23 protein-coding genes are annotated in these 23,745 nt (G+C 64.1%); 12 read left to right on the top strand and 11 right to left on the bottom strand.

The genetic code is table 11. The features are described from left to right. Positions 1 to 76: 76 nt before the first annotated feature. The 3 genes from ABIB45_RS04550 to ABIB45_RS04540 all read left to right on the top strand — a co-directional run bounded on the left by ABIB45_RS04550 (position 77) and on the right by ABIB45_RS04540 (position 1,991). Positions 77 to 991, top strand: a complete 915-nt coding sequence (locus tag ABIB45_RS04550) for a hypothetical protein (RefSeq protein ID WP_354214752.1) — start codon at positions 77 to 79, stop codon at positions 989 to 991. Between the two features lie 16 nt (positions 992 to 1,007). Continuing rightward, complete coding sequence (locus tag ABIB45_RS04545) at positions 1,008 to 1,634, top strand: hypothetical protein (RefSeq protein ID WP_354214751.1); 627 nt, start codon at positions 1,008 to 1,010, stop codon at positions 1,632 to 1,634. Between the two features lie 93 nt (positions 1,635 to 1,727). Continuing rightward, positions 1,728 to 1,991 carry a hypothetical protein gene (locus tag ABIB45_RS04540; RefSeq protein ID WP_354214750.1) on the top strand — a complete coding sequence of 88 codons (264 nt, stop codon included), beginning with the start codon at positions 1,728 to 1,730 and terminating at the stop codon, positions 1,989 to 1,991. Here ABIB45_RS04540 and ABIB45_RS04535 read toward each other — a convergent pair whose 3' ends face one another. After that, complete coding sequence (locus ABIB45_RS04535; protein WP_354214749.1) at positions 1,992 to 3,182, bottom strand: NERD domain-containing protein; 1,191 nt, start codon at positions 3,180 to 3,182, stop codon at positions 1,992 to 1,994. It abuts the gene before it with no gap. A gap of 96 nt (positions 3,183 to 3,278) precedes the next feature. Between ABIB45_RS04535 and ABIB45_RS04530 the strand changes: the two genes are divergently transcribed. The 8 genes from ABIB45_RS04530 (at position 3,279) to ABIB45_RS04495 (ending at position 12,328) form a co-directional block, all read left to right on the top strand. After that, positions 3,279 to 3,434, top strand: coding sequence for a hypothetical protein (locus tag ABIB45_RS04530; protein WP_354214748.1), 156 nt, complete (start codon positions 3,279 to 3,281; stop codon positions 3,432 to 3,434). An 80-nt stretch (positions 3,435 to 3,514) separates the two neighbouring features. Next, a complete protein-coding gene (locus tag ABIB45_RS04525) occupies positions 3,515 to 7,711 on the top strand; it encodes a DNA polymerase III subunit alpha (RefSeq protein WP_354214747.1) in 4,197 nt (1,398 codons plus the stop codon). A gap of 102 nt (positions 7,712 to 7,813) precedes the next feature. Next, positions 7,814 to 8,098 carry a hypothetical protein gene (locus ABIB45_RS04520; protein ID WP_354214746.1) on the top strand — a complete coding sequence of 95 codons (285 nt, stop codon included), beginning with the start codon at positions 7,814 to 7,816 and terminating at the stop codon, positions 8,096 to 8,098. A gap of 202 nt (positions 8,099 to 8,300) precedes the next feature. Then, positions 8,301 to 8,783 (top strand): single-stranded DNA-binding protein, encoded by a 483-nt coding sequence (locus ABIB45_RS04515; protein ID WP_354214745.1) that lies wholly within the window; start codon positions 8,301 to 8,303, stop codon positions 8,781 to 8,783. 111 nt (positions 8,784 to 8,894) lie between these two features. Then, a complete protein-coding gene (locus tag ABIB45_RS04510; protein ID WP_354214744.1) occupies positions 8,895 to 9,377 on the top strand; it encodes an HNH endonuclease in 483 nt (160 codons plus the stop codon). Beyond that, positions 9,355 to 9,708, top strand: coding sequence for a hypothetical protein (locus ABIB45_RS04505; protein WP_354214743.1), 354 nt, complete (start codon positions 9,355 to 9,357; stop codon positions 9,706 to 9,708). Before ABIB45_RS04510 ends, ABIB45_RS04505 begins: the two co-directional genes overlap by 23 nt. Before the next feature lie 48 nt (positions 9,709 to 9,756). Next, the gene (locus ABIB45_RS04500; protein ID WP_354214742.1) at positions 9,757 to 11,652 is read left to right on the top strand and encodes a CHAP domain-containing protein; all 1,896 of its coding nucleotides are present in this window, start codon (positions 9,757 to 9,759) and stop codon (positions 11,650 to 11,652) included. Between the two features lie 25 nt (positions 11,653 to 11,677). Then, positions 11,678 to 12,328 (top strand): hypothetical protein, encoded by a 651-nt coding sequence (locus tag ABIB45_RS04495; RefSeq protein WP_354214741.1) that lies wholly within the window; start codon positions 11,678 to 11,680, stop codon positions 12,326 to 12,328. 65 nt (positions 12,329 to 12,393) lie between these two features. Here ABIB45_RS04495 and ABIB45_RS04490 read toward each other — a convergent pair whose 3' ends face one another. The 7 genes from ABIB45_RS04490 to ABIB45_RS04460 all read right to left on the bottom strand — a co-directional run bounded on the left by ABIB45_RS04490 (position 12,394) and on the right by ABIB45_RS04460 (position 19,013). Beyond that, on the bottom strand, positions 12,394 to 13,107 hold the full coding sequence (locus tag ABIB45_RS04490; RefSeq protein ID WP_354214740.1) for a hypothetical protein: 714 nt from the start codon (positions 13,105 to 13,107) through the stop codon (positions 12,394 to 12,396). A 130-nt stretch (positions 13,108 to 13,237) separates the two neighbouring features. Next, positions 13,238 to 16,144, bottom strand: coding sequence for a TrbL/VirB6 family protein (locus ABIB45_RS04485; protein WP_354214739.1), 2,907 nt, complete (start codon positions 16,142 to 16,144; stop codon positions 13,238 to 13,240). Beyond that, complete coding sequence (locus ABIB45_RS04480) at positions 16,141 to 16,593, bottom strand: hypothetical protein (protein ID WP_354214738.1); 453 nt, start codon at positions 16,591 to 16,593, stop codon at positions 16,141 to 16,143. Before ABIB45_RS04480 ends, ABIB45_RS04485 begins: the two co-directional genes overlap by 4 nt. Before the next feature lie 65 nt (positions 16,594 to 16,658). Continuing rightward, on the bottom strand, positions 16,659 to 16,994 hold the full coding sequence (locus ABIB45_RS04475; RefSeq protein ID WP_354214737.1) for a hypothetical protein: 336 nt from the start codon (positions 16,992 to 16,994) through the stop codon (positions 16,659 to 16,661). Between the two features lie 99 nt (positions 16,995 to 17,093). Continuing rightward, positions 17,094 to 17,513 (bottom strand): hypothetical protein, encoded by a 420-nt coding sequence (locus ABIB45_RS04470; RefSeq protein ID WP_354214736.1) that lies wholly within the window; start codon positions 17,511 to 17,513, stop codon positions 17,094 to 17,096. Positions 17,514 to 17,522: 9 nt separating this feature from the next. Further along, on the bottom strand, positions 17,523 to 18,557 hold the full coding sequence (locus ABIB45_RS04465) for a hypothetical protein (protein ID WP_354214735.1): 1,035 nt from the start codon (positions 18,555 to 18,557) through the stop codon (positions 17,523 to 17,525). Positions 18,558 to 18,638: 81 nt separating this feature from the next. Next, positions 18,639 to 19,013 (bottom strand): hypothetical protein, encoded by a 375-nt coding sequence (locus ABIB45_RS04460; protein ID WP_354214734.1) that lies wholly within the window; start codon positions 19,011 to 19,013, stop codon positions 18,639 to 18,641. A 206-nt stretch (positions 19,014 to 19,219) separates the two neighbouring features. Here ABIB45_RS04460 and ABIB45_RS04455 point away from each other — a divergent pair, with 206 nt between their 5' ends. After that, complete coding sequence (locus tag ABIB45_RS04455) at positions 19,220 to 19,972, top strand: DUF2637 domain-containing protein (RefSeq protein WP_354214733.1); 753 nt, start codon at positions 19,220 to 19,222, stop codon at positions 19,970 to 19,972. A gap of 12 nt (positions 19,973 to 19,984) precedes the next feature. Here the strand turns inward: ABIB45_RS04455 and ABIB45_RS04450 are convergent, their stop codons facing one another. The 3 genes from ABIB45_RS04450 to ABIB45_RS04440 all read right to left on the bottom strand — a co-directional run bounded on the left by ABIB45_RS04450 (position 19,985) and on the right by ABIB45_RS04440 (position 23,678). Further along, positions 19,985 to 20,659 (bottom strand): hypothetical protein, encoded by a 675-nt coding sequence (locus tag ABIB45_RS04450; protein ID WP_354214732.1) that lies wholly within the window; start codon positions 20,657 to 20,659, stop codon positions 19,985 to 19,987. A 61-nt stretch (positions 20,660 to 20,720) separates the two neighbouring features. Further along, positions 20,721 to 23,009, bottom strand: coding sequence for a DEAD/DEAH box helicase (locus tag ABIB45_RS04445; RefSeq protein WP_354214731.1), 2,289 nt, complete (start codon positions 23,007 to 23,009; stop codon positions 20,721 to 20,723). Between the two features lie 33 nt (positions 23,010 to 23,042). Beyond that, positions 23,043 to 23,678, bottom strand: a complete 636-nt coding sequence (locus tag ABIB45_RS04440) for a M23 family metallopeptidase (RefSeq protein ID WP_354215038.1) — start codon at positions 23,676 to 23,678, stop codon at positions 23,043 to 23,045. Between the last annotated feature and the right edge of the window lie 67 nt (positions 23,679 to 23,745).

Below are 23,745 nucleotides of genomic sequence, written 5' to 3'. Positions count from 1 at the left end.
CACGGCCGTCCCCAAAACGTCTACGCATGTTCCTTGCCAGAGGCCAACTACTACCAGCACTCAGGGGTTTATCAACATGGACATCAAGCGCCGCCGGATGCTCACCGAGCCGGGCGACTCCCTCCTCCTGTCAAAGTCCTCCATGGACACGGCCTTCCGTTTCTCGGAATGGCAGGAGATCACCGGGCTCACACCGAACCGGTTCACTGCGGATCCGATCTGCGCGGTCCCCCTTCCGATCTACACGCAGGTGGCGCCAGGGGTCCGTCAGTTTGCCTCCGTCAAGCCGGAGGTAATGTGGCACCCGCTGTTCTGGCTGCCGCCCCGCCTGGCCGGCCGCTACAAGCTCCCCACGGGACCTGCCGGCGCCCAGGAGGTCGAGCCCACTACGATGTGGTCCATCCGCGTCGCCCTGGAGCTGACAGCTTCCGGCCTTTACAGCATCGAGGATGGCTGGCTCGACGTTCTTGCCACCGTCGGCATCGACGTCGAGAACGAAGTGGATCTGGCCCGGATCGAGGAATGGCAGGCCGGCGGTGTCGATGACCTGCTCGACTCCATTGACCTGGACCTGTACCTGAAGCTGGACACGAACCCGAACTGGGCGCTTCAGTCCGCCATGGCCCTCGTTGAGCCGGCCACCCGGGCCCAGTGGGCGATCCTGGCCGACTCCCTGATGGAAATGGTCTCGGACTCCTACGACCCGGAGCAGGACACGCCGCTGCAGGAGGTTCGTGACACGATCGCCGTCGCCGCGTCCTTGGCCGGCGTTCAGCTCGAAGACGTTTCCACGGATGACGAAGAGCCCGCCGAAGTGTTCTGGGAGCGGATCGAGCTCGAGGCCCGCGCCGGAAACTTCAGCACGGTCCAGCAGTTCCTGGCCGGTCCGGCAACCGAGGCCCTCGGCTGGCTGACACTGACCCGCGACACGTACTGGGAATCCGTGGAGGACCTGAAGTCCCTCCAAGGAACCCCGGCGCCGGCCGCGTAGAACGATGGGAGTCACCGTGGACGAGTACACGCCACTGGAAGCCAGGGTCAACCACAACGGAACCGTGGATGTGCTGGTCGACGGGTCCGCCGTGCCGGCCGGGTCCGGGCTGAGCATGGGAGAAGTGGTGCAGCTACTCACACGCTATGCCGGTGAAAACGGCAAGCTGCTGATGACCACCACTCACCCCAACGGACGGGTCACCCGTGACCTCGTCTCGGAGACCGGAGAAGTCACGCCCTTCTACCCCGAGGCCAAACCGGCAGCTCCGGCCGCCGCGGCCGCGACCGCCGAGCCCTCCCATGAGGAGCTGTACCAGGCACTTCGGAACAGCACCCGCCGGGTGGGGCTGGCAGACATCGCCTCCGTGCCCGCGGCACAGTCGGTCGCGCCGACGACGACCCGGGTCAAGATGGGCGAGGGGGCGGTGCCGAAAGTTGACGTCGAAGCTGACATCCAGAAGGCGCTGTCGGCCAAGAAGCCTCCGCGCAGCTCCGCGAAGACGATGATCCTGGCCGTGATCGTCACGGTGGCCATCCTGGCCGGACTGGCTGTGGCCGGATGGATGCTCCTGAACGGTGTGGACATCCGCCGCCCGTTCCCCATGTCCCAGGGCTCCGTACTCGAGGTCCCCCTGCTCTAACTGCTCCCAGATAATGCCCGCCCTGTCCACTGTGACGGGCGGGCTTTTTCGTGCCCGGTGAGTGCCGTCCGGGCCGCCGCACACATGGCGGATATGTCTACCACCAACGTTCAGCAGACCAGCGCCGTCGCCTATGCGAGCCTCGAAGATCTGGGCGAACGGCAGACCGCCGTCCGCAACGCCATCAGCTCCATGGGTGCCGCCTGCAACCAGAAGATCGCCGACTACCTCGGCGTTCCCGTCAACCAGGTCACCGGCCGTGTCTTCGAGCTGCGTGCCGCGGGCCTGGTCCGCGAAGCCTACCGGGGCATCTGGCTCCCGACCGGACGCAACGTCATCTGGTGGGAAACAGTCTGATCACGACAGCCTGTGGTCGTCAACGATCCGGACCTTCAAGTGAGCCTCGTCGACTTCTGCGGACAGTCCGTATTTTTTCGCGGTCTCCAAAGACCACTCCCATAATGGCGCTCCAAGATGATCCCGTAGCTTCACAGGGCCGTCAAAGTGGGCTCCGACGGCGCTACCGAAGGCTGCCAATCCGACCCAGCTCCCTGGCGGAAGGTCAGCCAAGATTGCGTGAAGAGCCCGGCCCAGCTTCTCTACAAAGTCCTCGGAATTTCCGTCGAAGCCAGCGACATGTGCGGATACGTGTTTCTCGATGGCATCGGACACATTTTTGTGGTTTTTGGTTATCACTGTCTTCACCGGAGAGGGCTCATCTGCCTTTTCTGCCGGGACACTCCGCCGCGGGGCGAATTCATCATCGATCAGCTGCGCCATCTCCTGGTGCAGTGCGGCGATGCTGCTATGGATTCTGCGCGCTTCCTGCCAGAACCTCGCTGATTCCTTCGGATTGTGCTCCCAGACAACTGCCTCTTCCAAGCCGTCCGGCATGGCGCACCTGAATAGCTCTGCCAGGGCTGCCGCTAATTCCAGAACCGAGGCCATATCACTGACCAAAAGTGGCGATGGGCTTTTGAGGGTGTTGACGGCCGCGCAGAGATCCTCGATGCTGCCGTACAACTTGCCGAACTGCAGGCGGTCTTTCACCGTGTCATGGTCGATCTGGGGGCAGTAGACGCTCTCCATGACCTTGATGCGGTGTGCGTCCTGGTCTGGAAAGAACTTCGGATGTATCTTCTCCTGCAGTACCGACCGGAGCGCTTTCTGCTGCTTGTCTGCCTGCTCTAGGGGATTTGGATGAAGTGTCCCATCTTGGAGCCGCCAGCCATCGCCCCTGTCCTTGGCCTCCGCGACATTGCTCGGGTATCTCTTCCACTCGCTCAACATCAAGGTTCCGAGCGTCGTGTTGTAGAAGAGCCAGTCAAGTTCGGCCACCGGTTGGTGTGCGGCATCGACTCGACAGTTGCTGAACGCCCACACGTCGTCGCCCAGGAGTTCGTTGAGCCTGTCTACGTCGCTATGTCTCGCCACACGCGCAGATGTCGATGTTGATGGGAAGTGCAACACTGCTTCCTCCTCGTCGCCGACGCTGGGCTTCACAACGTCCACACAGACGACTGCCGCGTCGTGACGTTGTCTGCTCATTTTGCTCCATAAAACGGAAGTGACAAGGACTAGCGCAACTGTGTCCCTTCTTCGAGGGCGTGGACCTTTGCCGGGCATGCCGCACACATAGCGACCATGGCGAACCAACATTTCACCCCCGCGTCCTGCACCCCGTACGCCTACGCGTCGCCGGAACCGCCGGAGCTCAGCTACCGGTACTTCACACCGGAGTTCCTGGACGAGCTCGAAGAGCACTGCCAGCAGATGGCCGTCGGCCAGCTCTCCGCATAGGAGACCCCGGACGGTACTCCCGTCCTGCATGACCCGGGCCTGTCGGCCCACTTCCCGCGAGACAGAAGTCAGAGGATCACATGGCGTTCGCCCATCTACACAACCACACCGAACACAGCAGCCTAGACGGATTGGCACGAATCAAGTCGGTCGCCAAGACTGCTGCGGCACTGGGCCAGACCGCCATGGCCATCACCGACCACGGTTCTCTTGCCGGTGCCTGGAGGTTCACGAAAGCCTGCCAGGCCGCCGGGATCAAGCCGATCATCGGCATCGAAATCTACATGTCCATCGGGGACCGCTTCGAGCGGAACTCCGAGATCGTGAACCGCAACGATGACACCACAGCCGACGCTGACGACGGCAAGGGCGACACAAAGGAAAAGCGCTACGAGCACCTGACTCTGCTGGCCCGCAACGAGACCGGCTGGAAGAACCTCCTGGCCCTGCACAACAAGGCCGAAGAGTCCTACTGGTACAAGCCGCGCATCGACTACAAGCTGCTCAAGGAACACGGGGAAGGCCTGATCATCCTGACCGGCTGCCTCGCCGGTCCGGTCGCCGGGCCACTCTCCCGCGCCGCGGCCACCGCAGCTACGGGCAACGCCGCATCAGCCGCCGCGCTTCAGGCCAGGGAAGACGACGACGAGGAAGCAGCCTCGAAACTCGACACCGAAGCACTGGCCAGCCTGGTCAAGTCAGCCGAATTCGCCGCCGAAGCCCGGACGAATCTGGACACCCTGATCGACTGCGTCGGCAAGGAAAACGTCTACCTCGAAATCATGTACCACAGCATCGATGCCGAGCAGTCGGTCCTAAAGCCGATCGGCCAGCTCTCGTGTGAGTACGAGATCCCGATGGTCGTCACCAACGACTGCCACTACGAGAAGGAAGACGACGCGGACCACCACGAAGGCTTCCTCGCTGTCGGCAGCAAGAAGGGCCTGGACGACCCGGCCCGCTTCAAATTCAACGGCGCCGGCTACTACGTGAAGTCCGAGCAGGAAATGCTCGACATCAAGCCCGGCAGCAACTCCTGGGCCACCGCGTGCGCCATGACCCAGGTCATCGCGGACCGCTGCGATGACCAGGTGATCCCGACACCGCACCAGCGCCTGCCCAAGTACCCGCTGCCTGAGGGCTTCACCGACTCCAACGTCTACCTGAAGAAGCTCGTCAAAGAGGGCGCCGTCGCCCGCTACGGATCCCCGCTGTCCCAGGAGGTCAAGGACCGGCTCAAGACCGAGCTGGACATCATCGCCGAGATGGGATTCCCGGACTACTTCCTCATCATGTGGGACGTCATCAACTGGTGCCGTACCGATGCGCCCATCGAGTTCGACAACCCGGACGCCCCCCGCAAGAAACCCATCCTCGTCGGCCCCGGCCGCGGTTCCGCCGCAGGCTCGGCCGTCTCCTACTGCCTGACCATCGTTGGCCTGGACCCGCTGTACAACAACCTGCTGTTCGAGCGCTTCCTGGAACCCGGACGCGCCGGCATGCCCGACATCGACGTCGACTTCGAAAAGGGCCGCCGCGACGAAGTCTTCGCCTACCTCGCCTACCGGTGGGGCAAGGGCAACGTGGCCCGCATCGGCACGTTCGGTGTCGCACTGTCAAAGGCAGCGATCAAGGACGCCGCCCGCATCCTGAAGCCCTCCGGCGCCAGCGAGGAAATCAAGGCCCAGGCCAAGGAGTACTTCATCGCCGGGGAACGCGGCAAGGGCGCAAAGCTGCTCGCAGATGCCGAGAAAGCCGCGGCCGACCGTGCCACCGCCATCATGCGCCTGGGCAACAAGATGTCCGACCTGGTTCCCGCGTCCGGTGAAAAGGCTTACGACTTCGCCCAGCTGGCAGACCCGAAAGACCAGGCCGGGCAGGCGTTCCGTGACCTTGTGGAGGAATCCGGGCAGGACGCGCTGGACATCCTCGAAATGGCCCGGTCCTTCGAAGGGGTCATCAAGAACGAATCCATCCACGCCTGCGGCTTCGTAGTATCCCCCGAACCGCTCGACGACCTGGTGCCGCTCCGGTGGGCCTCACACGCCGCAGACGCCGACCCTGCAGCTCCGCGCGTCATCTGCTGGGACGGTCCCGAGGTGGAGGACTACGGCTTCCTGAAAATGGACATCCTGGGTCTGATGAACCTGGACATCGTCTCCACCGCGCTGGAAAACATCGAGATGAGCACAGGCGAGAAGCTCACCATGGATGACATCCCGCATCCGGACACCGCCGGGGACCCGAAGGTCGATGCCGCGTTTGCGCTCATCGCCGCAGGCAACACCGGCGGCGTGTTCCAAATGGAATCCGCCGGCATGGTCAAGATCGCCCAGGACGTCGTCCCGGAGTCGCTCACTGACATCTCCGCCATTGTCGCCCTGTTCCGTCCGGGCCCGTTGGCAGCCAAGGTCCCGGACCGCTACGCCGCACGTAAAAACGGGCTCGAAGAAGTCGACTACAACCAGTTCACCGCGGACAAGACCGAGCAGGAATGGATTGCCAAGGTCCTCGGCGACACGTACGGCGTGTTCGTTTTCCAGGAATCCCTCATGCGCCTCGGCACCGTCATTTCCGGCTTCGACGCCTCCCAGCGTTCGGTGCTGCGTAAGGCCGTCGGCAAGAAGGACGCCAAGAAGATGGCCGAGGTAGGTCAGATGCTGGCCGCCGGAGCGGAGCAGGAATTCTTCGACGAGGACGGGGTGATGATCTCCCCGAAGTTCTCACCGAAGACGGCCGCGCATATGTTCGAGCTCATGAAGGGCTCAGCGTCCTACCTGTTCAACGCCTCGCACTCGGCTGCCTACGCGCAGCTGGCGTTCGTCACCGCATACCTGAAGGCCAACTGGCCGGTGGAGTACGCGGCGGCGATCCTTGCCATCGCGGACAAGGACGACAAGCGCATGAACGCTTTCTGGTCCCTGAAAACCGACGGCATCACTGTGCTGGCCCCGGACGTCAACCTGTCCCTGGCCCGCACCGCCCCGGTGAACGGTTCCGTGCAGATGGGCCTGGCCGAGGTCAAGGAGGTCGGCGTTGCCGGTCACTACATCGTCGCGGAACGGGAAAAGAACGGCCCGTTCAAGAACCTGACCGACGTCCTCACCCGGGTGACCGTGCCGGGCAAGAACGGGGCAGAGCCGACCAAGCTTCCCGTGGGCGCCATCCAGGGGCTCATCGAAGCCGGTGCGCTGGACTCGTTCGGTCCGCGTCTGGGTCTGCTGATGACGCTGCGCGCCGCCCACAAATCCGAGCTGTCGCCCATCGACGCCGAGTGGTCCGACGTGGAGGAATCCACCCGGCAGCGCCAGCGCCTGGGCGTCAGCCTCGGTACCCACCCCCTGCAGTCCCTCAAGGAAGAAATCCTCGCCTGGGAAGGTCCGGCCGGCGGCAAGGCCACCCCACTGCACCGAATCGCCGATGAGAACGGCGAAGCCGTGCTCACGGTCGGAGTCATCTCCATGTGGGAAGAGAAGGGTTACTCCGGCGGACGCCGGGCCAACTTCGCCCTCGAATCCTCCAAGGTGACCATCCAGGGCGTCATGTGGGACCGCACCCTGTCCCACCTGCGCCGCCGCGGCGCCGTCCCCAAAGTCGGTGACGTTGTCGCCGTCTCCGGCAAAGTCAATGTCCGCACCACCTCGGTCGGCGACGACGACTCCGAGGCTCAGGACACCATCACCACCAAGGAGCTTTCCATTTTTGAAGTCTGGCCGATCGCCTCGGCAACCGCCCCTGAAATCAACGAACCGGCCGCCGTGATCGACTTCGCCGCCAAGTACCGGGAACTGCGCGCCACCCCGGACAAGCCCAAGGGCCCGACCGGCGGCAAGACCCCAGAGGTCGCCGAGGTCCCTGAAGTCCAGCCGGAACCGGCCGTCATCGCCGAGGTTGCCGACCTGGAAGAACACCGGAACCGGACCCGCTCCCGGTCCGCGGTTGTGGCCGTATCGAGTCGCCATATGGGTCTGGGAAGCGGGCGTGTCATCCATGGTGACCCCGATGTCCGGAACAGCCACCTGTACGCGCTCTGGCCGACCAAGAAGATCCTGCCGGGGTCCATCTACCGCGTCATCTGCGCAGGCGGTGACCTGGTCACCGTCCTCGTCAACACCCCGTCTCTGAAGCCGGAACAGATGCTCGAGGTGGCCGCAGGCGTCCACAGCACGGACAGTCGCTGGAAGAAGCAGGACGGTCCCTCGGAGCTCTACACCTGGTACCTGCTGGAGCAGGCGGCCGAAGACGCCGGCGAGTCTGAGGACACCCAGGCCGCCTGATCCGGTGAGAGGGGCTCCGGAATCCGCACACATGAGGGAAGAACAGGCGGGACTGCCGCCACAAAGATCTACCCGCCGCGTGTGCGGCAGAAGGAGCCCCTCGTGAGCCCCGCCACCGACAAGCCCCAGACCGACACCACCCTCGCGGCCCTGGCAGTGCTTGAACGCTTCGCCACTAAAGATTTCGACTCGGTCGACGCTCTGCTGGACACCACGGACCCCAAAGAACTCCTCATGGGCCTCCTCGACGTCTCCCGAATGCTCACCGGCATGCTTGCCCGGGCCACCGACGCCCGCCACGACGAAGTCATCGTTCACGTCCGCGGCACCATCCTGGGCCTCATCCACGACGGCCAGCTCGGCACCGGTCTCGTACCGGTCAAGTGACCTGTGTGCGGTGACGTTTTCCAGTGCCGCCGCACACATAGAAACCAGAAGGAACTGCCCTTTTGGGGTCGGATCCAACTGAATGCGGGACCCGCGCGGAAGTGACACCCGTCGGCCGCCGGCCCGCATAGGACTACCAGAAAGCCGGAGATGTTCCGGGTTTCTACCCGCAGCCCTTATGGGCCTTACGAAAGGCTTCGCCTTGTACAACATCCCCTTCAACGGCAACCTGACCCACGACCTGGAACTCAACACCAACACGGCATCAGGTATCGCCCGCCTCAACTTCCGCCTCGCGGTCAACGAAGGCGAACGCGGCTCGGACAACGAGAAGACGCACTTCATCCCCTTCACTGCTTTCGGCTCGACCGCTGAGAACGCCGCGAAGTCCTTCAAGAAGGGCGACCGTATGCTCGTCCTGGGCCGCGTCAACACGTACCCGAAGAACGTGTACCTGGAGAACTCCGACAAGGAGCTCGAGGAGAAGGAAATCACGATGGTTGGCTTCACCGCCAGCGACATCGCCGCACCGACCCGCTTCGCTACCGTGGAAATCCACAAGATCGCGAAGAAGGAAGGCGCGGAGGGCTCCGCTCCCGCGAAGAAGGCTCCGGCCCCGCGCGTGGCTACCTCCAAGCCCAAGGTGGCAGCAGCCGCCACCGCCGGCGGCGACGACGACTTCTAAGCCGTCACACAAGAACCCCGTCCTGCCCCTCACCGGGCCGGGCGGGGTTCTGTCGTTTAGCCCCGTCTACGCATGTTTCCTACGGATAGCGAAACAACCCGAGAAAGCGCCATGACCTCCCCCACCACGCTCATCGAAAACATCTCCGCGTTCGTCCAGGGCCTCGTGATGCAGGTGACTTCCCTGGCCAGCGCGAACCCGGTGCCGTTCCTCGTCATCGGCGGCTTCATCGTCCTCGCCTACGTCGGCCGCACAATCGCCCGGAACCGTCCGTTACCGACCGACCCCTCCCGGCTGTTCTCCGCAATCCAGAAAAATGAGGGCTTCGGCCGCGCGGGAGGACGCTGCGAAATGGATGGGGTGTTCTTCATGCGGTGCAAAGCCAAGGCCCATCACGGCGACCACCACTACCCGTGGTCCAAGGGCGGTTCCACGTCCATGGCCAACTTCGTCGCCGCCTGCGCCCGGCACAACACCTCCAAGGGAGCCAAGATACCGACCGCGTGGGCCACGATGCGCATGGAGGCCCGGCGCCGGAAGTACTTCCCGCAGGGCGTGAACGTGAAAGCCGGTGAACGCTTTGCCCACCGCTGAGACGACCGGACAGAACCACGTCCCGGCCCGGCGCGGGCCGGCCACCGGCGAACTCTGGTCCATCCAGGGGACCGATCAGCACGCGATCTTTCTCGGCGACGGACTCTGGAACGTCCTCACCTTCGTCAACGACGAATACACGCTCGGGCAGGTCACCGGACTGGAACCGGCCGCCCTCGCCCCCGAACAGCCCGACGGCTTCCACTGGGCAGACCAGTTCGACTCCCTGGCCTCCGCGGACGGTCTGCGGATCAGCTGGGCCGAAGAGATCCTCACCTATCAGGCCCAGGGCTGGGACAAGATCAGGAAGCTCCCCCAGCCCGTCCGCTGAAGCGTCTGTGATGAGCCGTACCCCTGAAATCTGCGCATGTTCCAGGGTATGAGCGCCAATCCTCCCGAAAGCACCGGCCCTGCCACTCCCGACGCACCCGGGCCCGCCAACACACCGAACGGCAACGCCACCGTCGCAGACCAGGCCAAAGCAGACGCCGGCGCCGTAGCAACCGCAGCACTCAAAGGCGCCGCAACGGGAGGTCTGGCGGGCGCCGCCAGAGGTGCGATCGTGGGCGCGGCCAAAACCAAGACCGGGCGCAACATCGCCATCGCGGCGATCGCCGCCCCCGTCCTGACGCTCACCATGCTGGCCAACCTCATCTTCGGCATGGGCCAGAACACGACCGCGGTTCCTGCCGGGCGGGGCGCTATCGCCCAGACCGCCGCGCTGGCCGCCTATGAAAACGACGGCGAACTGCGGTCAATCCAGGACGCGGCCACTATGACGGGGACCCCGTGGGAAATCCTCGCCGCGATCCAGCAGACGACCAAGACCTGGTCCGGCGATAAGGGAACCGGGCCTCTGGGCATCGACATGGCCAAGGCCAACGGGGAGATTACCGAGGCTGACGCCAACGACCTGGACAAGGCCGCCGTCTTCGTCGGTCGGAAGCTTCAGGCTGCCTCCCAGACCACAGTGAGCACGCTTCAGACATCGGCGCTGGACGCCGGCTACATGGACACGCGCGGGCCCAAGGATGAGAACATCCTGAAGCCCTCCGAAGACGAGGAAGCCAAAGCACTCCGCGAAAACGTCAAGAAGCAGTACATGGCGGCCATCACGGCCCTTCCGGTCAAGGACAGTGACAAGGTCGCCGAGGCGGTCTTCAAGTCGGCTGTCAGCCTGAGCATCGGGGCTACCGCCAAGTGTTCACCGTCCACGGTCACGGTCGGATCACCCACCGGCGGGGATCTGAACGAGAAGAAAAAGAAGTACGCCCAGGCCATCATTGACCAGGTCGCAGCCAAGGGCATGCCTGAGAAGGCCGCGGTCATCGCCCTGGCCACGGCGCTTCAGGAATCCGGCCTGCAGATGTACTGGAACTCGAGCGTCCCTGGCTCCCAGGATCTCGCCGACGGAGGCCCCGAGGGCGGCTTCGACCTGGGTCCCGGCAAGAAGTCCTACTCAGTGGGGCTGTTCCAGCAGCAGGTCAACGGAAGCGCCTTCTCCTGGGGCACCGTCGAAGACGCCATGAACCCGGCCAAGTCCGCGGACATGTTCCTGAGCCGGCTGCTGACCATCATCGGCTGGGAGAACAAGCCCGTCACCGTAGCCGCCCAGCTGGTCCAGAGCTCCGCGTTCCCGGACGCCTACGCGGACGACGAAGTCGCCGCCCAGGCCATGGTCAACGAAATGAAACCAACCACCGGCAGCTACGGCACCACCACAAGCAGCCTGGGCCAGGGCACGGATGCAGTCCCCGGAGGCTCGACTGGTACTTCCACCACAGCCGGTTGCTCCCCTGCCGCCGGCGGGGTCGGGACGGGCGCCGCCGGTAAGGGCGATGACTACCCGTTCAAGGACGCCCAGATCTACACGCCTGACCCGTGGGGCCTGTACTACCGCGAATGCACTTCGTTCGTTGCCTGGCGCATGAACGTCCAGATGGGCTACAAGGAGGGCGAACCGTACCCGTTCACTGTGGCCACCCAGGGCGTCGGGCTCTTCGGCGACGGCGGCCAGTGGGGCACAACGCTCGGGTCCAAGTACCCGGTCGACATGACCCCTAAGGTGGGAGCTGTCATCTGGTGGGGTCCGAACTTCAAGAGCCCCACATCTGAAACGCAGGGGTACGGTCACGTGGCGGTCGTCGGTGCGATCAACGATGACGGCACGGTCGTCGTCGAGGAATACAACTTCGGCTACAACCACAACTACCACACCCGAACCATCCCGGCCGATGAGGTCAGCGGCTACATCCACATCGCTGACATTCCCTAGCCCGAACTACCCCGAAGGACGCTCCATGACCGCTGACTCGAAGCAACTCCACCCTGCACTGCAGTTCCTCAAAGACAACGCCGTCGTCATTGGCCTGGTAGTCGTGGTGGCAGCCTCCGTGGCCTTCTTTGCTTTCACCCAGAACGCGCCGGCGGCCAAGTCACCTGTCGGTGCGGTAACGCCAGCGCCGGTAGCGACCGCCCAGCTCGAAACCGGAACCGCCACAAGCCCCTCAGCCGGCCCTTCGGACCAGGCAGGCTCCCCGGCTCCATCGGACGGCACTGCAGGCTCCCAGGGCGGCGGCCAGCCGTCCCCGACGCCGTCTGCATCGGAGCCGGTGGTGTTGGGCAAGGAGCCCCAGGGTGTGAAGGCAAAGGAATGGCGTCCGTACGCGAAGGATTTCGCCTCGGCGTGGGTCAACACAGCTGACGGCAAAGAAGCCTGGCTGAGCCGCCTCAAGCCGCTGGTCAGCGACAGATTGTACGCCGGCTACGTCACAACGGACATCCGCGTCATCCCGGCCGTCACTGTGGACAGCGTGTCCATGGCCGAGGAATCCCTGGGCTTCAAGACGTTCGTGGCTTACTCCACCGCGGGCCCGCTGCTCCAGGGTCGCGTCGCTGTTCAGGCCGACGGCAGTTGGCTCGTTGACCAGGTCTCGCCGCCGAAAAAGTAGCAGACACAGCAAAAGGGGCACTCAGCGATTGTTCGCCGGGTGCCCCTTCCGTTTTTCGTCGAGCCTCAGTAGTTGCTCATGTCGTTGCGTGAATGAATCAGCTGCTCGCGGATACCCGAGAGCTCTTCGCGCTGGCTCTCCAGGGCTGCCAACAGGGCGTCGTTCTCGCTCCGGAAGACCTTCTCCATCGAGTACCGGATGTCGTAGAGGCTGTACTTCTTGTCGATCTCGAGGACCGTCAGCTCCTCGTCGAAGAGTTCGATCTTTTCGGCGAGCACCTTGTCACCCTCGCCGGGAAAACGCTGCGAGTTGGGACGGTGCACCAGCATCTTGGCTGCACGAATAAGCTGTCTGGTGTCGTACTGGCCGAGCCGCTCAGGGCGCTTGGCCACAGCCGCGGGTTCCACGGACTGCCTGTACTGCTCGTGCTGGGTCCGGAAGCGCTGCTCGTAGTCCTCCAGGTGCTTGCCCTTTGGTACGGGGTTCTGCTCCTGCCAGCGGGCAGTCCACTGGGACATGGTCTGCTCCATATCCCGATCGATTTCCTCGGACCGGAACTTCGCGTAGGCGTCAACGACCTGATCGATGATCTCGTCGGGGATTTCCACCCGGGACCAGAATTCGATGCAGTGCTCGGCGGTCGCTGATGGGGCCGGGTTGAGGAAGGAACCGTCGGTTCGGTCAAAGAGTCGGATAGGTGCCTCCGAGTGCTGTGTCGGCGCAAACTGGCCTCCGACAGGAATGCCCTGCGGCTGACGGTTGATGCCTTCTGATGTCATGGTCGGTAAGCTCCCTTGATGCTTGCGACGCTTCGCAGGTGCTCGGCGTCGATACTACTGGACGTGGTCGGTTAATTCGGCTAAATGCCTCCTACCGGGTTTGTGTCCGGCAGGAGGCATTTTCGACGAGCTACACGACGGGCAGCTGTTCTGTCACCGGCGCTGCCGGTCCGTGGTCCGGACGCGCCTCCGACTGTGAAGCCACTACTGGCTTCGCTGCGGGACCCGTCTTGTCCTGGCCGCCTTCGCCAAGTACCTTGCTGGACTTGCCCTTGGAAGCTTTGACCTCCTTCGGGCCCTTCTGCTTCATCTGGTGACGCATCGCCTGGCGGTAGTTCTCCGTCCGGACGTCATCCCGCTGGCGACGTGCGCCCGGGGTGTTGTTCCTGGCCGCGTCGATACCCTTCTTCGCCGCCCAAGCACCAGCGGCGACCGGCACGATGGCCAGTGCCGGAGTGGAAACGGCGAGCAGGGCACCGCCGGCGAGGACCTTCGCTGAGGTACGGAGCGGCTTCTCACGGAACTGCTGCTGTGTGCTGGACCAGGAGTCAGCGATGGCGTTCTTGGCCTTTCCGCCCATCGTGGTCGGCAGTGGAGCAAGACCGAGTTCTGCACGGCGCTGTTTCTCGAACGACACGGCCGCAAGGCGCTCGTCCTTCGCAGCGCCACGCATGGCCTTGCGGTCCCCGGCGGACATCTGTCCGTGGGCGAGCTGGGAGTTCGCCACATTGGAGTTGACCAGGTCCAGGTGATCGAGTTTTCCGTCGGCGTGCCCGGCACGGATCTGCTCGGTCGTCGGCGGCACGATTTCCGACTCGCCGGCGTCTACGGCTTCGCGACCCTTGGCCTTTGCACCGACGGCACCGGCTGCAGCACCCGCGCCGAACGCGCCACCGAGGCTGAGACCGCCACGGCGCTTGGATCCAGCCAGTGCTGCAGGAACGGCACCGGGGGCGAGAGCCCCACGCTTACCGGCACCAGCCGCGGCACCGGCACCGACCGGAGCAGCGGCCCCGCGGCGGGAAGCCCCGAGCTTACCGAGACGTCCGCCGGAAGCGGCCGACATGGCACCGTTGAGACCGCGGCTGCTGGCACGCTTGGCAGCGCCCATGGCACGGGCTCCGTGCCTGCCGGCGGTGCGGTCCAGGAGGGATCCGACGCCGGCCGCGGCTGCGCCACCGACGGCTGCCGCTGAAGCGCCCCAGGCCAGACCTGCGGAGAGCTTGAACGGGGAGGGAACCTTCATGACCTTGGTGAACATCATGTGCAGCAGGTACACCGCCAGCAGCGGGGACAGGCCGGTCCAGACGGTGGCGATCAGGGATCCGTTGCCGCCGAGGAACGTCGCACCCGTGGACTGGAGCATCGTGGTCAGTACCGCCACGAGCGCGAAGATCATCTGGATGCCGAAGACGAAGATGTTCATGCCGAGCAGCATCTTGACGAAGCCGGAGAGCTTGTCCATTCCGGCGCTCGGCAGCAGGCACATGATGACCAGGAAGAAGGCGGTGATGATCATGATGAGCATCGCGACCTTGGCCACGATGATCGAGATGGCGATCGCTCCGAAGACACCGAGCATCGCAGCTGCCGAGAGGTTGTAGGCGAACACTGAGGTGATGCCCTGGTAGTTGTAGTTTCCGTGCAGCGTCAGGATGTAGTCACGCAGCTCCAGGCTGGTGGTCCGCTTGGCCACATCGTCACCGTTGGAGGGCCAGTTCATGGCTCCGGGGACGTCGCCTGTCTGGTTGAACCAGTTCTTGCAGTCATCCGGGCTGACCTTCTTTTCGGTGTCGCCGATGTTGAAGGTGTCCTGGATGGTCCATGTCCCGGTCGCGGGGTCCTCGCCGGCGCCGATGCGGCAGGTGGACCAGCCGATCAGGGAGCGGTCACGGCTGACGTTGTCGACCGGCTGCCAGGCTTTGGAGTTGTAGAAGGCTTCGCTGTAGCCCTTGTCCCAGAAGCGGCCCATGGTGCCTCGCACCGTGGATGCGGCGGGGTTCTGGTCTTCCGCCACGGAGCTGCCCATAACGCGGACACCGCTGGAGTTGTTCCAGTCCAGGAGGTGGCAGTAGGTGTTCTCATCGAGCCTGTTGCCCCCGGATGCAGTCGCCGTACCGAACTGTGCGGTCCGCCAGGTCTGCAGGCCGGTGCCTTCCCAGAGAGACGACATGATCATCGGTACGCCGGAGGAAAGCTTGTCGGCTCCGGCCCCGTAGGTTGCCTGGTAGCCGGACTTCAGGGAGGTGATGTAGTTCCCGCACCAGAGTGGGTTGGACTGGTCGTAAGTGCCATTGGAGGTGCTCGGCATGGCCAGTGCTGCTGCCGGCGCGGATGCGAGGGAGGAAACGGTTTTGTTCAGTGTTGTGACGATCCAGCCCGGGGACATGAGACCGGGCTTGTATTCACCGGTGTTCCCGTCCTTGCCGCCGCCTGTTGAGGCCATGGAGCCAGCGACCATGATGCCCAGGAGACCAACGATGGCGCCCTTGGCGATGATGGTCTTCCAGGCGGCACCGCCGCGGCGACGGGCCTGGAAGAGGAGTACGGCTACGGCGATGACCACGAGGGCGGCGAGCAGGCCGGACTTCAGGACAGCGTCACCGATAGTGGCGCCCACCTTGTCGGCAGCCCCGCCCATCGAGTCCAGGAGGCAGAAGTTGATCGCGAAAGCCGAAGCCCCGGTGCCCAGGGACCACATGAAGTTGCCGGTGGACATGCCGCCGCTGACGATCGCGTTGCGCTGGAGCAGCTGGGCCGTGTCGGCCATCATGACGTTGTCGAGGCGGGAATGCATGTTCGCTGTGGCATCGGCCCAGCGATTCACCGGAAGCAGAGGGGAACTGGCAGCGTATTTTCCGTCGGTGCCGCTGATTCCACAGGAGTTGGTCGCAGCGGGGGCGATGGCCGGAACAGCGGCAACAGCGGCGGCAGGGACACGCGACGGGGCAGCGCTGGCTGCGGGCGGCATGCCGATGGCCAGGACGGCCATCACGATGAGTGCCCCGATCAGGCGGGCGAGCAGGGACTTCTTCATCGGGATGATGCCTCAAAATCTTCGAAGTAGGTGGGCTGCGCGGGCCGGGAGTCACCTTCGTCGCGGTAGACCGGGACGGTGATCTGGCGGATGGTCCCGAACGTTTCGCCGCTGACATCGACCGGCTGGCCGCACAGGTAGAAGGTGTTCACTGCGGAACGCTTCTTGTCGAACATGGCCTGGTACGTGCGCAGCTGCAGGCCGTCCTTGGAGCGGCGCTCAATCAGGACGAACGCGGCTGCCTGCACAATGGGGATCCAGAGCATGGCGTAGGAGCCGAGCATCGGGAAGAAGATGGCGGTCAGAACTCCGGCCGGAACCATGGCGAAAACCGCGATCCAGAAGGTGCGCCACTTCATTTCCACCGTGCCGATGACTGTGGTCCTGTCGGCGCCTGATGTGCGGCCCGTCATAGGGGTCAGCAGGTACAGGGAGTTAATGGTGGCCATGAAGATGTCCCTTCAGACGTAAGCCGGGACTCGGAAGCCCCGGCTTACGGTTGATCAGTGGCGGTTTAGGTTCCGGTTGCGGTCTTCGCCAGCTGGATGCAGATGTTGGCTACCCAGTCGAGCAGGCCCAGGAGCATCGGGAACAGAACGCCCGGTGCGCAGAGGATTGCGCCGGGGATCAGTGCGCCCCACAGGGGCTGTGAGCCTTGGCCCATGCCACCGCCGCGGCGGCGGTCCCATGCCCACTTGAGCAGAGCGCCCACGACGAGGATGACGCCGATGATGGTCAGGAGCTGGGGAAGGCCGGGGAAGCCTGCGTTCACGGCCTGCCAAACGCCGTCCCAACCGCCCTTGAGATTGACTTCGCCGGCCATGGGTACGGCCATTGGAACAGCGTTCATTTCTTGCCTTTCTTGACGCACCCGCCGGGGCGTGTGCCGCTTGTAATGCTGTGGGTTGTTCTACTCATAGACATGCGTAGATCTTTGGGTGACGGCCGTTCAGCGGGAGATGAGTCCCATGACCCGTTGAACTTTTGGGTCGTGGGTGAGTCGTTCACGGTGAGCGTCCGACAGATCCCATGCCGCCAGCGCGGCGGCCCGCACCAGAGGGTGGCGGTCTTCAGCTGCCCTGTCGCCGGTGCCCGCGTAACCGGTGTTCACGGCAGCCAGGCGTACAGATGCCGGCTGGTCGGACTGGGAGAGCCGCTCCAGGACGTCGTCCGGGACACGGATGCTGGAGGTCACCTCCGCCCGGACCAGGGGGTCATTGCTTTCAGCGAGGGAGCGGATCTGATCGACGTCGGCGTCGCCTACGGAAGGAAAGTCGGCATCGATGATGCTAAGTTTCGGCTCCTGATGGGCCGAAGCGGCGAACTGGCCGCCGCTTCGGACCCCTTTCGGTACTCGGTTCGTGGGCACTGAGGCCTCCTAGCTGTTCTTGCTGTGCTTGTTGTTGGCGATGGCCATGGCGGACTCCCACATGACCTGGGCGCGGCCTTCGCCGCGGGCCTCGAAGCCCTCCAGCATGGTGACGACACGCTCCTGGTCTTCGAAGTCCATCTCGCCGAACGGTGCGAACAGCGCAGCGGTGGCCTCGTTTTCGCGGTCTGCTGACCAGTCCTTGCAGGCGCCCATGAGGCCGCCTTCGTGCTTGTCCATGACACCGCGGTGCTTGGTGACCTGGCGCTGTGACAGGCTGCCTGGGTTGGACATCGGAACCTGAGTGCCTTCAGCGATGGCGTTCCAGGCGAGGCGCTTCATCTCTGCCTTGTGGGCGGCGCCGGTCTCTTCCATGGCCGTGTGGGCGCGGTCCATGTAAGAGTTGGGCTTAATGTAGTTGCCGCTCTGTTCGGGGTTCACGAGTGTTGCTCCGAGGGTCGACTCCACGCCACCATCTGCTCCGTGCGGGGCGTCGAGGGAACGGTCAAAGGTGCGGGCGATCCGGAAGTCCTTGGAAGGCTTGTGGCGCGGGTCGTGCCACTCGTCCAGGACTTTCTGCGCGAGCTCATCCTGGGCCCGCTGCGTCATCCGTTCGCCGGTCTCAAGTTCAATCGCCTTGCGCTGCTCGTCGAAGATGCGGTAGGCCTTGCGGTCTTCAGCACGGAACGTGGTTTCCGTGGCACGCACCGTCACGTTGGCGGCGGTGGAGGTCACCATCTGCTTGAAGTCGGTGATCTTGCGTCCCCGGTCCAGCGCCTCGAGGGTGCGGAGCATGGTCTCCTGTGCGATGTCGTCTTCGTCGACGATGATCGACTTGTCCTGCTGGTTGTACCGGCGGCGCCAGTGGGCTGCCGAGGTGTAGGCGACCTCGACAAAGTCTTCGACGTTAGTGAATTCGTTGAGACGCTCTGTGGCGAGGCTCAGTGTTGGCTCGGCATGGAAAGTCGCGGCGAACTGGCCCCCGGTCGGGATGCCCTTCTGGACGCGGTTCATGCCGGCTGAGGATGCGGTGTCGTTGCTCATGCCTGGTGTGTGTGCGGCAGATTCACAAAACGCGCAGCTTTCAGGAAAAAATGTCCGGGATCACTATTTCGGGCCCCTGGTTCAGCAGCGCTCCAGTACCTTTTCGGCTGCCCCGCGCACCCTTTCCGGGACGGCGTTACCGTTCCGGCGGGCGTCGTCCATGAGTTTGGTCGTGTATTCGCAGAGCGTCTTCTTCCCTACGTCCGGCCACTCGCCGGGGTGCAACAGGACATCGATCATGTCGGGTGCGGGGCTCGTTGCCGAAGACCTGGCGTTGAGCCGCTCCAGTTCCTGATCCGCCGCAACCTTGGCCTCTGGTGTCCCGAAGCGGGCCGACTCGTAGGCATCGCGGTCCGCGGTGGTGACCGACTCCCTGCAGCCGGTGACAGCGGTGAGAAATACAGCCGCGGCGGCCAGCACGGTGAAGGTCTTTTTCGGGGAGCTCATGGCGGTCATGTGTGCGGACTTCAGGGCCTCTTTCACCAAGGTGGTCCACCCGTGGTCCAGGGTGGTCCTTTTGCCGGTCCATTCAAGTGGTCCTTTAGTGGTCCACTTGGTGGTCCTTACTGGTCCATTGCCGGAGGTCAAATTGTCGTGGACCGGTCCTAGACTGGCATTTCGAGCGGTCCACGTGGACCACTGTCGAGGGAGGAAGCGGACGAATGACTTCACGTATCGAGCCCGATAGCCGGACGATGGTGATGCTGTCACTGACTTTGGTCGGTGTCCTGGCCGCGGCGAGCTTCACCCTCTCTTTCCTGGGTCTCATGCAGGCAGCATCCTGGGCCGGAATCCCTGAGCAGCTCCGCTGGCTAGTGCCCATCGTGGTCGACTCCACGATCCTCGTATATGCCGTTGCGGCCAGTGTTCAAAGGGCCAGAGGGGAATCGACGACCCTTTCGTGGGTCGCTGTCGGCTTTTTCACGCTCGTCTCTGTCCTGGCCAACGGCGCACACGTTTTGGCACCTCACGGGGTGCCGGCTGCCGTGGATTCGACCGTGGTTTTCGGTGCCTTCCTAGCTGCCATCATGCCTGTCAGCCTGTTCTTCGCGACGGAGACAACAGTGAAGCTCGTGGTGGCGCCGGCGTACGGTTCGGTGGCCCAGCGGAGGAAGCGGGCACGTGATCAGGTGGTCCGCGCGGACCAGATGGACCAGGCGAAGGACCAGTGGACCACTTCGGGTGGACCACGAAAAGGACCACTTGGTGGACCAGCATATGGACCAGGGGTGGACCACCTGAAGGACCACCCGCGGACCACCCCGAAAACACGTGCCGAAGTCGACCCGGTGAAGGTCCGGGAACTGGCCGCGGAGAAGCTCAGCCAGAGGGCCATTGCGCAGCGGCTGGGGTGCTCAAAAACGACCGTGGCGAGGGTTCTTTCAGACGCCGGGGATCCGGTGCCGGCCCACTAGGCGCTGTTTCGTTCAGGCGAAGGGATCTTCGTCGTCCGCCACGATTACCAGGTCCATGACCGGTTCGGCCACGGGAGCTTTGGCTGGTGCCTGGGGCTCTTCCGGTGATGGTCCGGCGGGCGGTTCGGCTTCTGCAACGGACCCCGGTTCAGGAATGTCGTCGGGCATGTGCTCAATCATTGAATCTGTCGCGGCGGATGCCTTCTTGACCACCCGTCTGGCGGAGTTGGCCGTTGCTTCCGCAGGTGCCGGAGTCGGTGCGGGCTCGATTACAGCAGCGGGCGCTGGTGCCATAGTTGCAGTGGCGGCAGCTGCCTTCGTGGCGGTGATGCCGGTGGCAGCAGCCACTTTGAATGGCTTCCCTTCGCAACCAGCGGTGACCATGCACCGGGTCGGCGCTGTATCGGCGGTCAGCACGTAGTGCTGGCAGACAGGGCAGATGACGGGGATGACGGCGGGGTTGACCTTGACGAGGTTCAGGACCGGCTGCCATGTGTTGACGGTGTCCAGTTGGGCGTCCGTGAGGTCCACTGCTTTGAAGGCTTTGATGACCAGAAGATTGTCGGCGCCCATCGCTTCGATGAGTTCGGGCCAGGTGTTCTGCTTGGCCTTTTTGAGCAGCGCAATGCCCAGGCTGACCGCCTCGGCCAAACCGTTGTACTCGGGTTTCGTCTTCAGTCCCGCCATCAGCAAAGACCCATGGTGAAGCTCATGCTTTTCATGTGTACGGCAATCCGGGCGGCCCTCATCAGGCGGCCAGTTCGTAGCCGCGGATGTGGAGGATGTCCTGGACGATGGACTCCACGATGTCGCCCAGGGACTTGAAGTTCTTCTCCAGTTCCAGGTCCTCCTCGGTGAGCACTTCGTAAGCGTTCGTGTCCTCGTTCAGGACCGAAGTCATCCTGGTGACGTTGTTGTCGGCACCGGGCATCATCACGTCCAGGTCCTTGGCCTTGTTCCGGAGGATGGCGCGCATGTGGGCGTCCAGGGTGTTGGTCGCCAGCAGGGTCGTCACCATGCAGGTGTTCACCTGCCCGATGCGGTTGTTCCGGTCCTCGGCCTGGGAAATGTTGGCCGGGGTCCAGTCGGTTTCGATGAAGATGGTGTCCGAGCTGGCCGTCAGGGTGATGCCGAAGCCGGCGGCGCCGATGGAACAGAAGATGACTCCGATCTCGCCGTTCTGGAGCTTGTCCGCGACGAGCTGGCGTTTGTGCTGGGCCACTCCCCCGTCAATGAAGCCGGCGTCGGCGATGCCTGCCTTCTCGACGGCTTCGATGAGGGCCTGCATGACGGGCTGGTGGTGGACCCAGACGGTCAGCGGCCGGGTGTAGATCTTCTTGCCGTTGCGGACCTCAGTGGTGGCCTCCATCCAGTCGGAGATGATCTCGATGGCGGCCGGGATCTTGGCGACGCCGGCCGCTGCGCGCAGCGGCGTAATCAGGTCAACACGGGACCGGGCGAAATCCTTGATGGAGTCCTTGGAGATGATCTCGCCGGCTTGGCGCTGCTCATCGATCCACTCCGTCACCTTCTCGTACAACGTGTCGTGAGCGGCTTTGAAGCCTTTCTGGTCGATTTCGACGTAGCGGGTGGTGCGCAGCTTGGGCGGCAGCTGTTTGAGTACGTCGCCTTTGTTCCGGCGGACCCAGCAGCTGTGGGTGAGCATCTGCTCGAGCTGGGGCAGCATCTTGCGGTTGGGCAGGAACGCGCCGAAATGATTCTGGGTCGTATAGGTCTCCATGAATTTGGAGGGACCACCGAAAACCGGATCCAGAAGGCCGGCAATGGCGAGCATGTTGACTCCCTCGGCCGGGTTCTGCAGGAACGGGGTGCCGGTCATGGGCAGGCGCAGTGCGTCGATGGAGCAGGCCAGGTTGCGGTTGGCCGTGGCCCGTTTTCCAGCCCAGGTGCGGGAGCGGTGCACTTCGTCGAAGAGGGCTGCTTCCGGCGCCCAGGCAACAAGATCGTCAAGCAGTTCGGGACGGGATCCGAGCAGGGAGTCCGCAACGACGACAACACCGGCTTCAGGGAACGGCGGGACCTTCTTGCCAGCCCGGATCGGGACAATGTACGCGGGGAAGTCGGGCTTCTTCGGTGGTGCCTTGGGCTTGGCCTTCGACTTCCGCTTCGACGGTGCAGGCTCGACGGCGGCTTCCTCGGGCGGCTGGATCTTCTTCAGGCCGGGTCCCAGGGCGGCGTACGCTTCCCGGCACCAGTTCTCCACAACGAGAGGCGGGACAATGATGACGATGCGTCGGGCCCGGGCGATGGCCGCGGCAGCCAGCGCACTTCTCGTCTTACCCAGGCCCGGGGCGTCCGCCAGAGCCCGGTGTCCCCCGGCGATCGCGTAGGCCCCTGCTACCTGGAACGGGTACAGGGCGAGGCCGAACCATTTGGGCAGGTAGCCGGAGTGGGTGGCGACGATGTCTATGAGTTCCTGAGTGCGCGGGGAGAGTTCGTGTTGGAAGTCCCCCTCAACGCCGGTGGAGGATGCCAGTTCGCGCGCTGCGGCCCGGACGTCGTCCGGTATGGCCTCCAGTTGCCGGGCGGCGACTGCTGCGGCCCACGTGTCCGGGTCAAGTTTGAGCCCACGTTTCGGTTCACCTGCGTCGGTGACCAGGTCGGAGAGCATCACCTCGAAGCGCTGCCGAGCCTTATCCCAGACGGCGCCGGGGCCCAGAATCGTGCTCATCCGTTCGAAGCCGGCCATGCGGGGTCGGACGAATGCCATGTGCGGGAAGCGGATGGAGCGCTGGAAGAGGGGGCGCCACAGGGATTCCAGGGAGGTGAGCCCTGCGAGGTCGCCGGTGGCCTCGGAGAAGTCCACGTCGATTTTCGCAGCCTCGAAGAACCGGTCCGGGTTCGTGCCGGTCCCCGTGATGTACCAGGTCTTTTCGGAGTTGTCCCAGCGGCGGCCAGGGAGTTTCTTGACCCAGTCCTGCGCGGCCTTGCCGTTGGGCAAGGTGGCACCCCATCCGAATTTGAATCGGAGTTCTGGGTTGCGGTAGGTCCCGGTGAGGACAGCAGTAAGGGCCATGCTCTCCCTATGCGTCGTGGTCGGCGACGGCGGTTAGAGCCAGCCCAGCGGGTCCACGACGTCCTTGCCGAGGTAGACCTCGAAATGCAGGTGGCAGCCGGTGGAGGCGCCGGTGGTACCGACCGTGGCGATGGCATCCCCTCGGTTTACGTGCTGACCGACGGTGACGGTGGATGCTTCCAAGTGGTTGTAGGTGGTGGTCAGTCCGTCCTCGTGCTGGATTTCAACCCGGTTGCCGCCACCGTTGGCGTGCCATTGGGCGAAGATCACCGTGCCGCCGGAGGATGCGTGGACCGGTGTGCCGCAGGTTCCGGCAAAGTCTTGTCCCCTGTGGAGTTCGGAGGCGCCGGTCAGCGGGCTGGTGCGTTGGCCGAAGGCCGAGGTGGTATCCAGGTTGCCAAGCGGCGGCGCAAGAGTGCCTTTGGACTCTGTGACGGCTGGTGCTCCGTTGGAGGTCGACATCAGGTGGTGCAGCTTTTCGTCGGGGCTCGGCGGCGGCGCAGCCATGGTGGTGACCGCGGAACGGTCGAAGTGGATGCGGGCTGCCGCGGGGGCGATGATGGTCACCGGCCGCGGCTTCGCTGGGGTGACTTCTGAGGCCAGGGTGAACTCCTGGCCGGAGGGTCCTATTGCCTGGACTGCAAAGCCGCCCAGCATGGCCAGGGTCATGACCGCCACAGCGCCGGCGGTGCTCCTGCGGCGGAAGGATCGGCGGCGTCGGCGGTTCTCCGCACGG

This window comes from Arthrobacter sp. UYCo732 (assembly GCF_040547265.1).
Taxonomy (GTDB): domain Bacteria; phylum Actinomycetota; class Actinomycetes; order Actinomycetales; family Micrococcaceae; genus Arthrobacter.
Note: the sequence above shows the minus strand (reverse complement) of the source record. Positions and strands in the feature narration are given on the sequence as shown.

What these genes read in the sequence shown, in the direction of transcription:
- ABIB45_RS04500 (WP_354214742.1), top strand. Translation starts at nt 9,757, where the DNA reads ATGAGCGCCAATCCTCCCGAAAGCACCGGCCCTGCCACTCCCGACGCA.
- ABIB45_RS04450 (WP_354214732.1), bottom strand. Translation starts at nt 20,659, where the DNA reads ATGGCGGGACTGAAGACGAAACCCGAGTACAACGGTTTGGCCGAGGCG.
- ABIB45_RS04455 (WP_354214733.1), top strand. Translation starts at nt 19,220, where the DNA reads ATGACTTCACGTATCGAGCCCGATAGCCGGACGATGGTGATGCTGTCA.
- ABIB45_RS04510 (WP_354214744.1), top strand. Translation starts at nt 8,895, where the DNA reads ATGACCTCCCCCACCACGCTCATCGAAAACATCTCCGCGTTCGTCCAG.
- ABIB45_RS04495 (WP_354214741.1), top strand. Translation starts at nt 11,678, where the DNA reads ATGACCGCTGACTCGAAGCAACTCCACCCTGCACTGCAGTTCCTCAAA.
- ABIB45_RS04490 (WP_354214740.1), bottom strand. Translation starts at nt 13,107, where the DNA reads ATGACATCAGAAGGCATCAACCGTCAGCCGCAGGGCATTCCTGTCGGA.
- ABIB45_RS04535 (WP_354214749.1), bottom strand. Translation starts at nt 3,182, where the DNA reads ATGAGCAGACAACGTCACGACGCGGCAGTCGTCTGTGTGGACGTTGTG.
- ABIB45_RS04460 (WP_354214734.1), bottom strand. Translation starts at nt 19,013, where the DNA reads ATGACCGCCATGAGCTCCCCGAAAAAGACCTTCACCGTGCTGGCCGCC.
- ABIB45_RS04480 (WP_354214738.1), bottom strand. Translation starts at nt 16,593, where the DNA reads ATGGCCACCATTAACTCCCTGTACCTGCTGACCCCTATGACGGGCCGC.
- ABIB45_RS04440 (WP_354215038.1), bottom strand. Translation starts at nt 23,678, where the DNA reads ATGACCCTGGCCATGCTGGGCGGCTTTGCAGTCCAGGCAATAGGACCC.
- ABIB45_RS04485 (WP_354214739.1), bottom strand. Translation starts at nt 16,144, where the DNA reads ATGAAGAAGTCCCTGCTCGCCCGCCTGATCGGGGCACTCATCGTGATG.
- ABIB45_RS04465 (WP_354214735.1), bottom strand. Translation starts at nt 18,557, where the DNA reads ATGAGCAACGACACCGCATCCTCAGCCGGCATGAACCGCGTCCAGAAG.
- ABIB45_RS04525 (WP_354214747.1), top strand. Translation starts at nt 3,515, where the DNA reads ATGGCGTTCGCCCATCTACACAACCACACCGAACACAGCAGCCTAGAC.
- ABIB45_RS04550 (WP_354214752.1), top strand. Translation starts at nt 77, where the DNA reads ATGGACATCAAGCGCCGCCGGATGCTCACCGAGCCGGGCGACTCCCTC.
- ABIB45_RS04540 (WP_354214750.1), top strand. Translation starts at nt 1,728, where the DNA reads ATGTCTACCACCAACGTTCAGCAGACCAGCGCCGTCGCCTATGCGAGC.
- ABIB45_RS04475 (WP_354214737.1), bottom strand. Translation starts at nt 16,994, where the DNA reads ATGAACGCTGTTCCAATGGCCGTACCCATGGCCGGCGAAGTCAATCTC.
- ABIB45_RS04445 (WP_354214731.1), bottom strand. Translation starts at nt 23,009, where the DNA reads ATGGCCCTTACTGCTGTCCTCACCGGGACCTACCGCAACCCAGAACTC.
- ABIB45_RS04530 (WP_354214748.1), top strand. Translation starts at nt 3,279, where the DNA reads ATGGCGAACCAACATTTCACCCCCGCGTCCTGCACCCCGTACGCCTAC.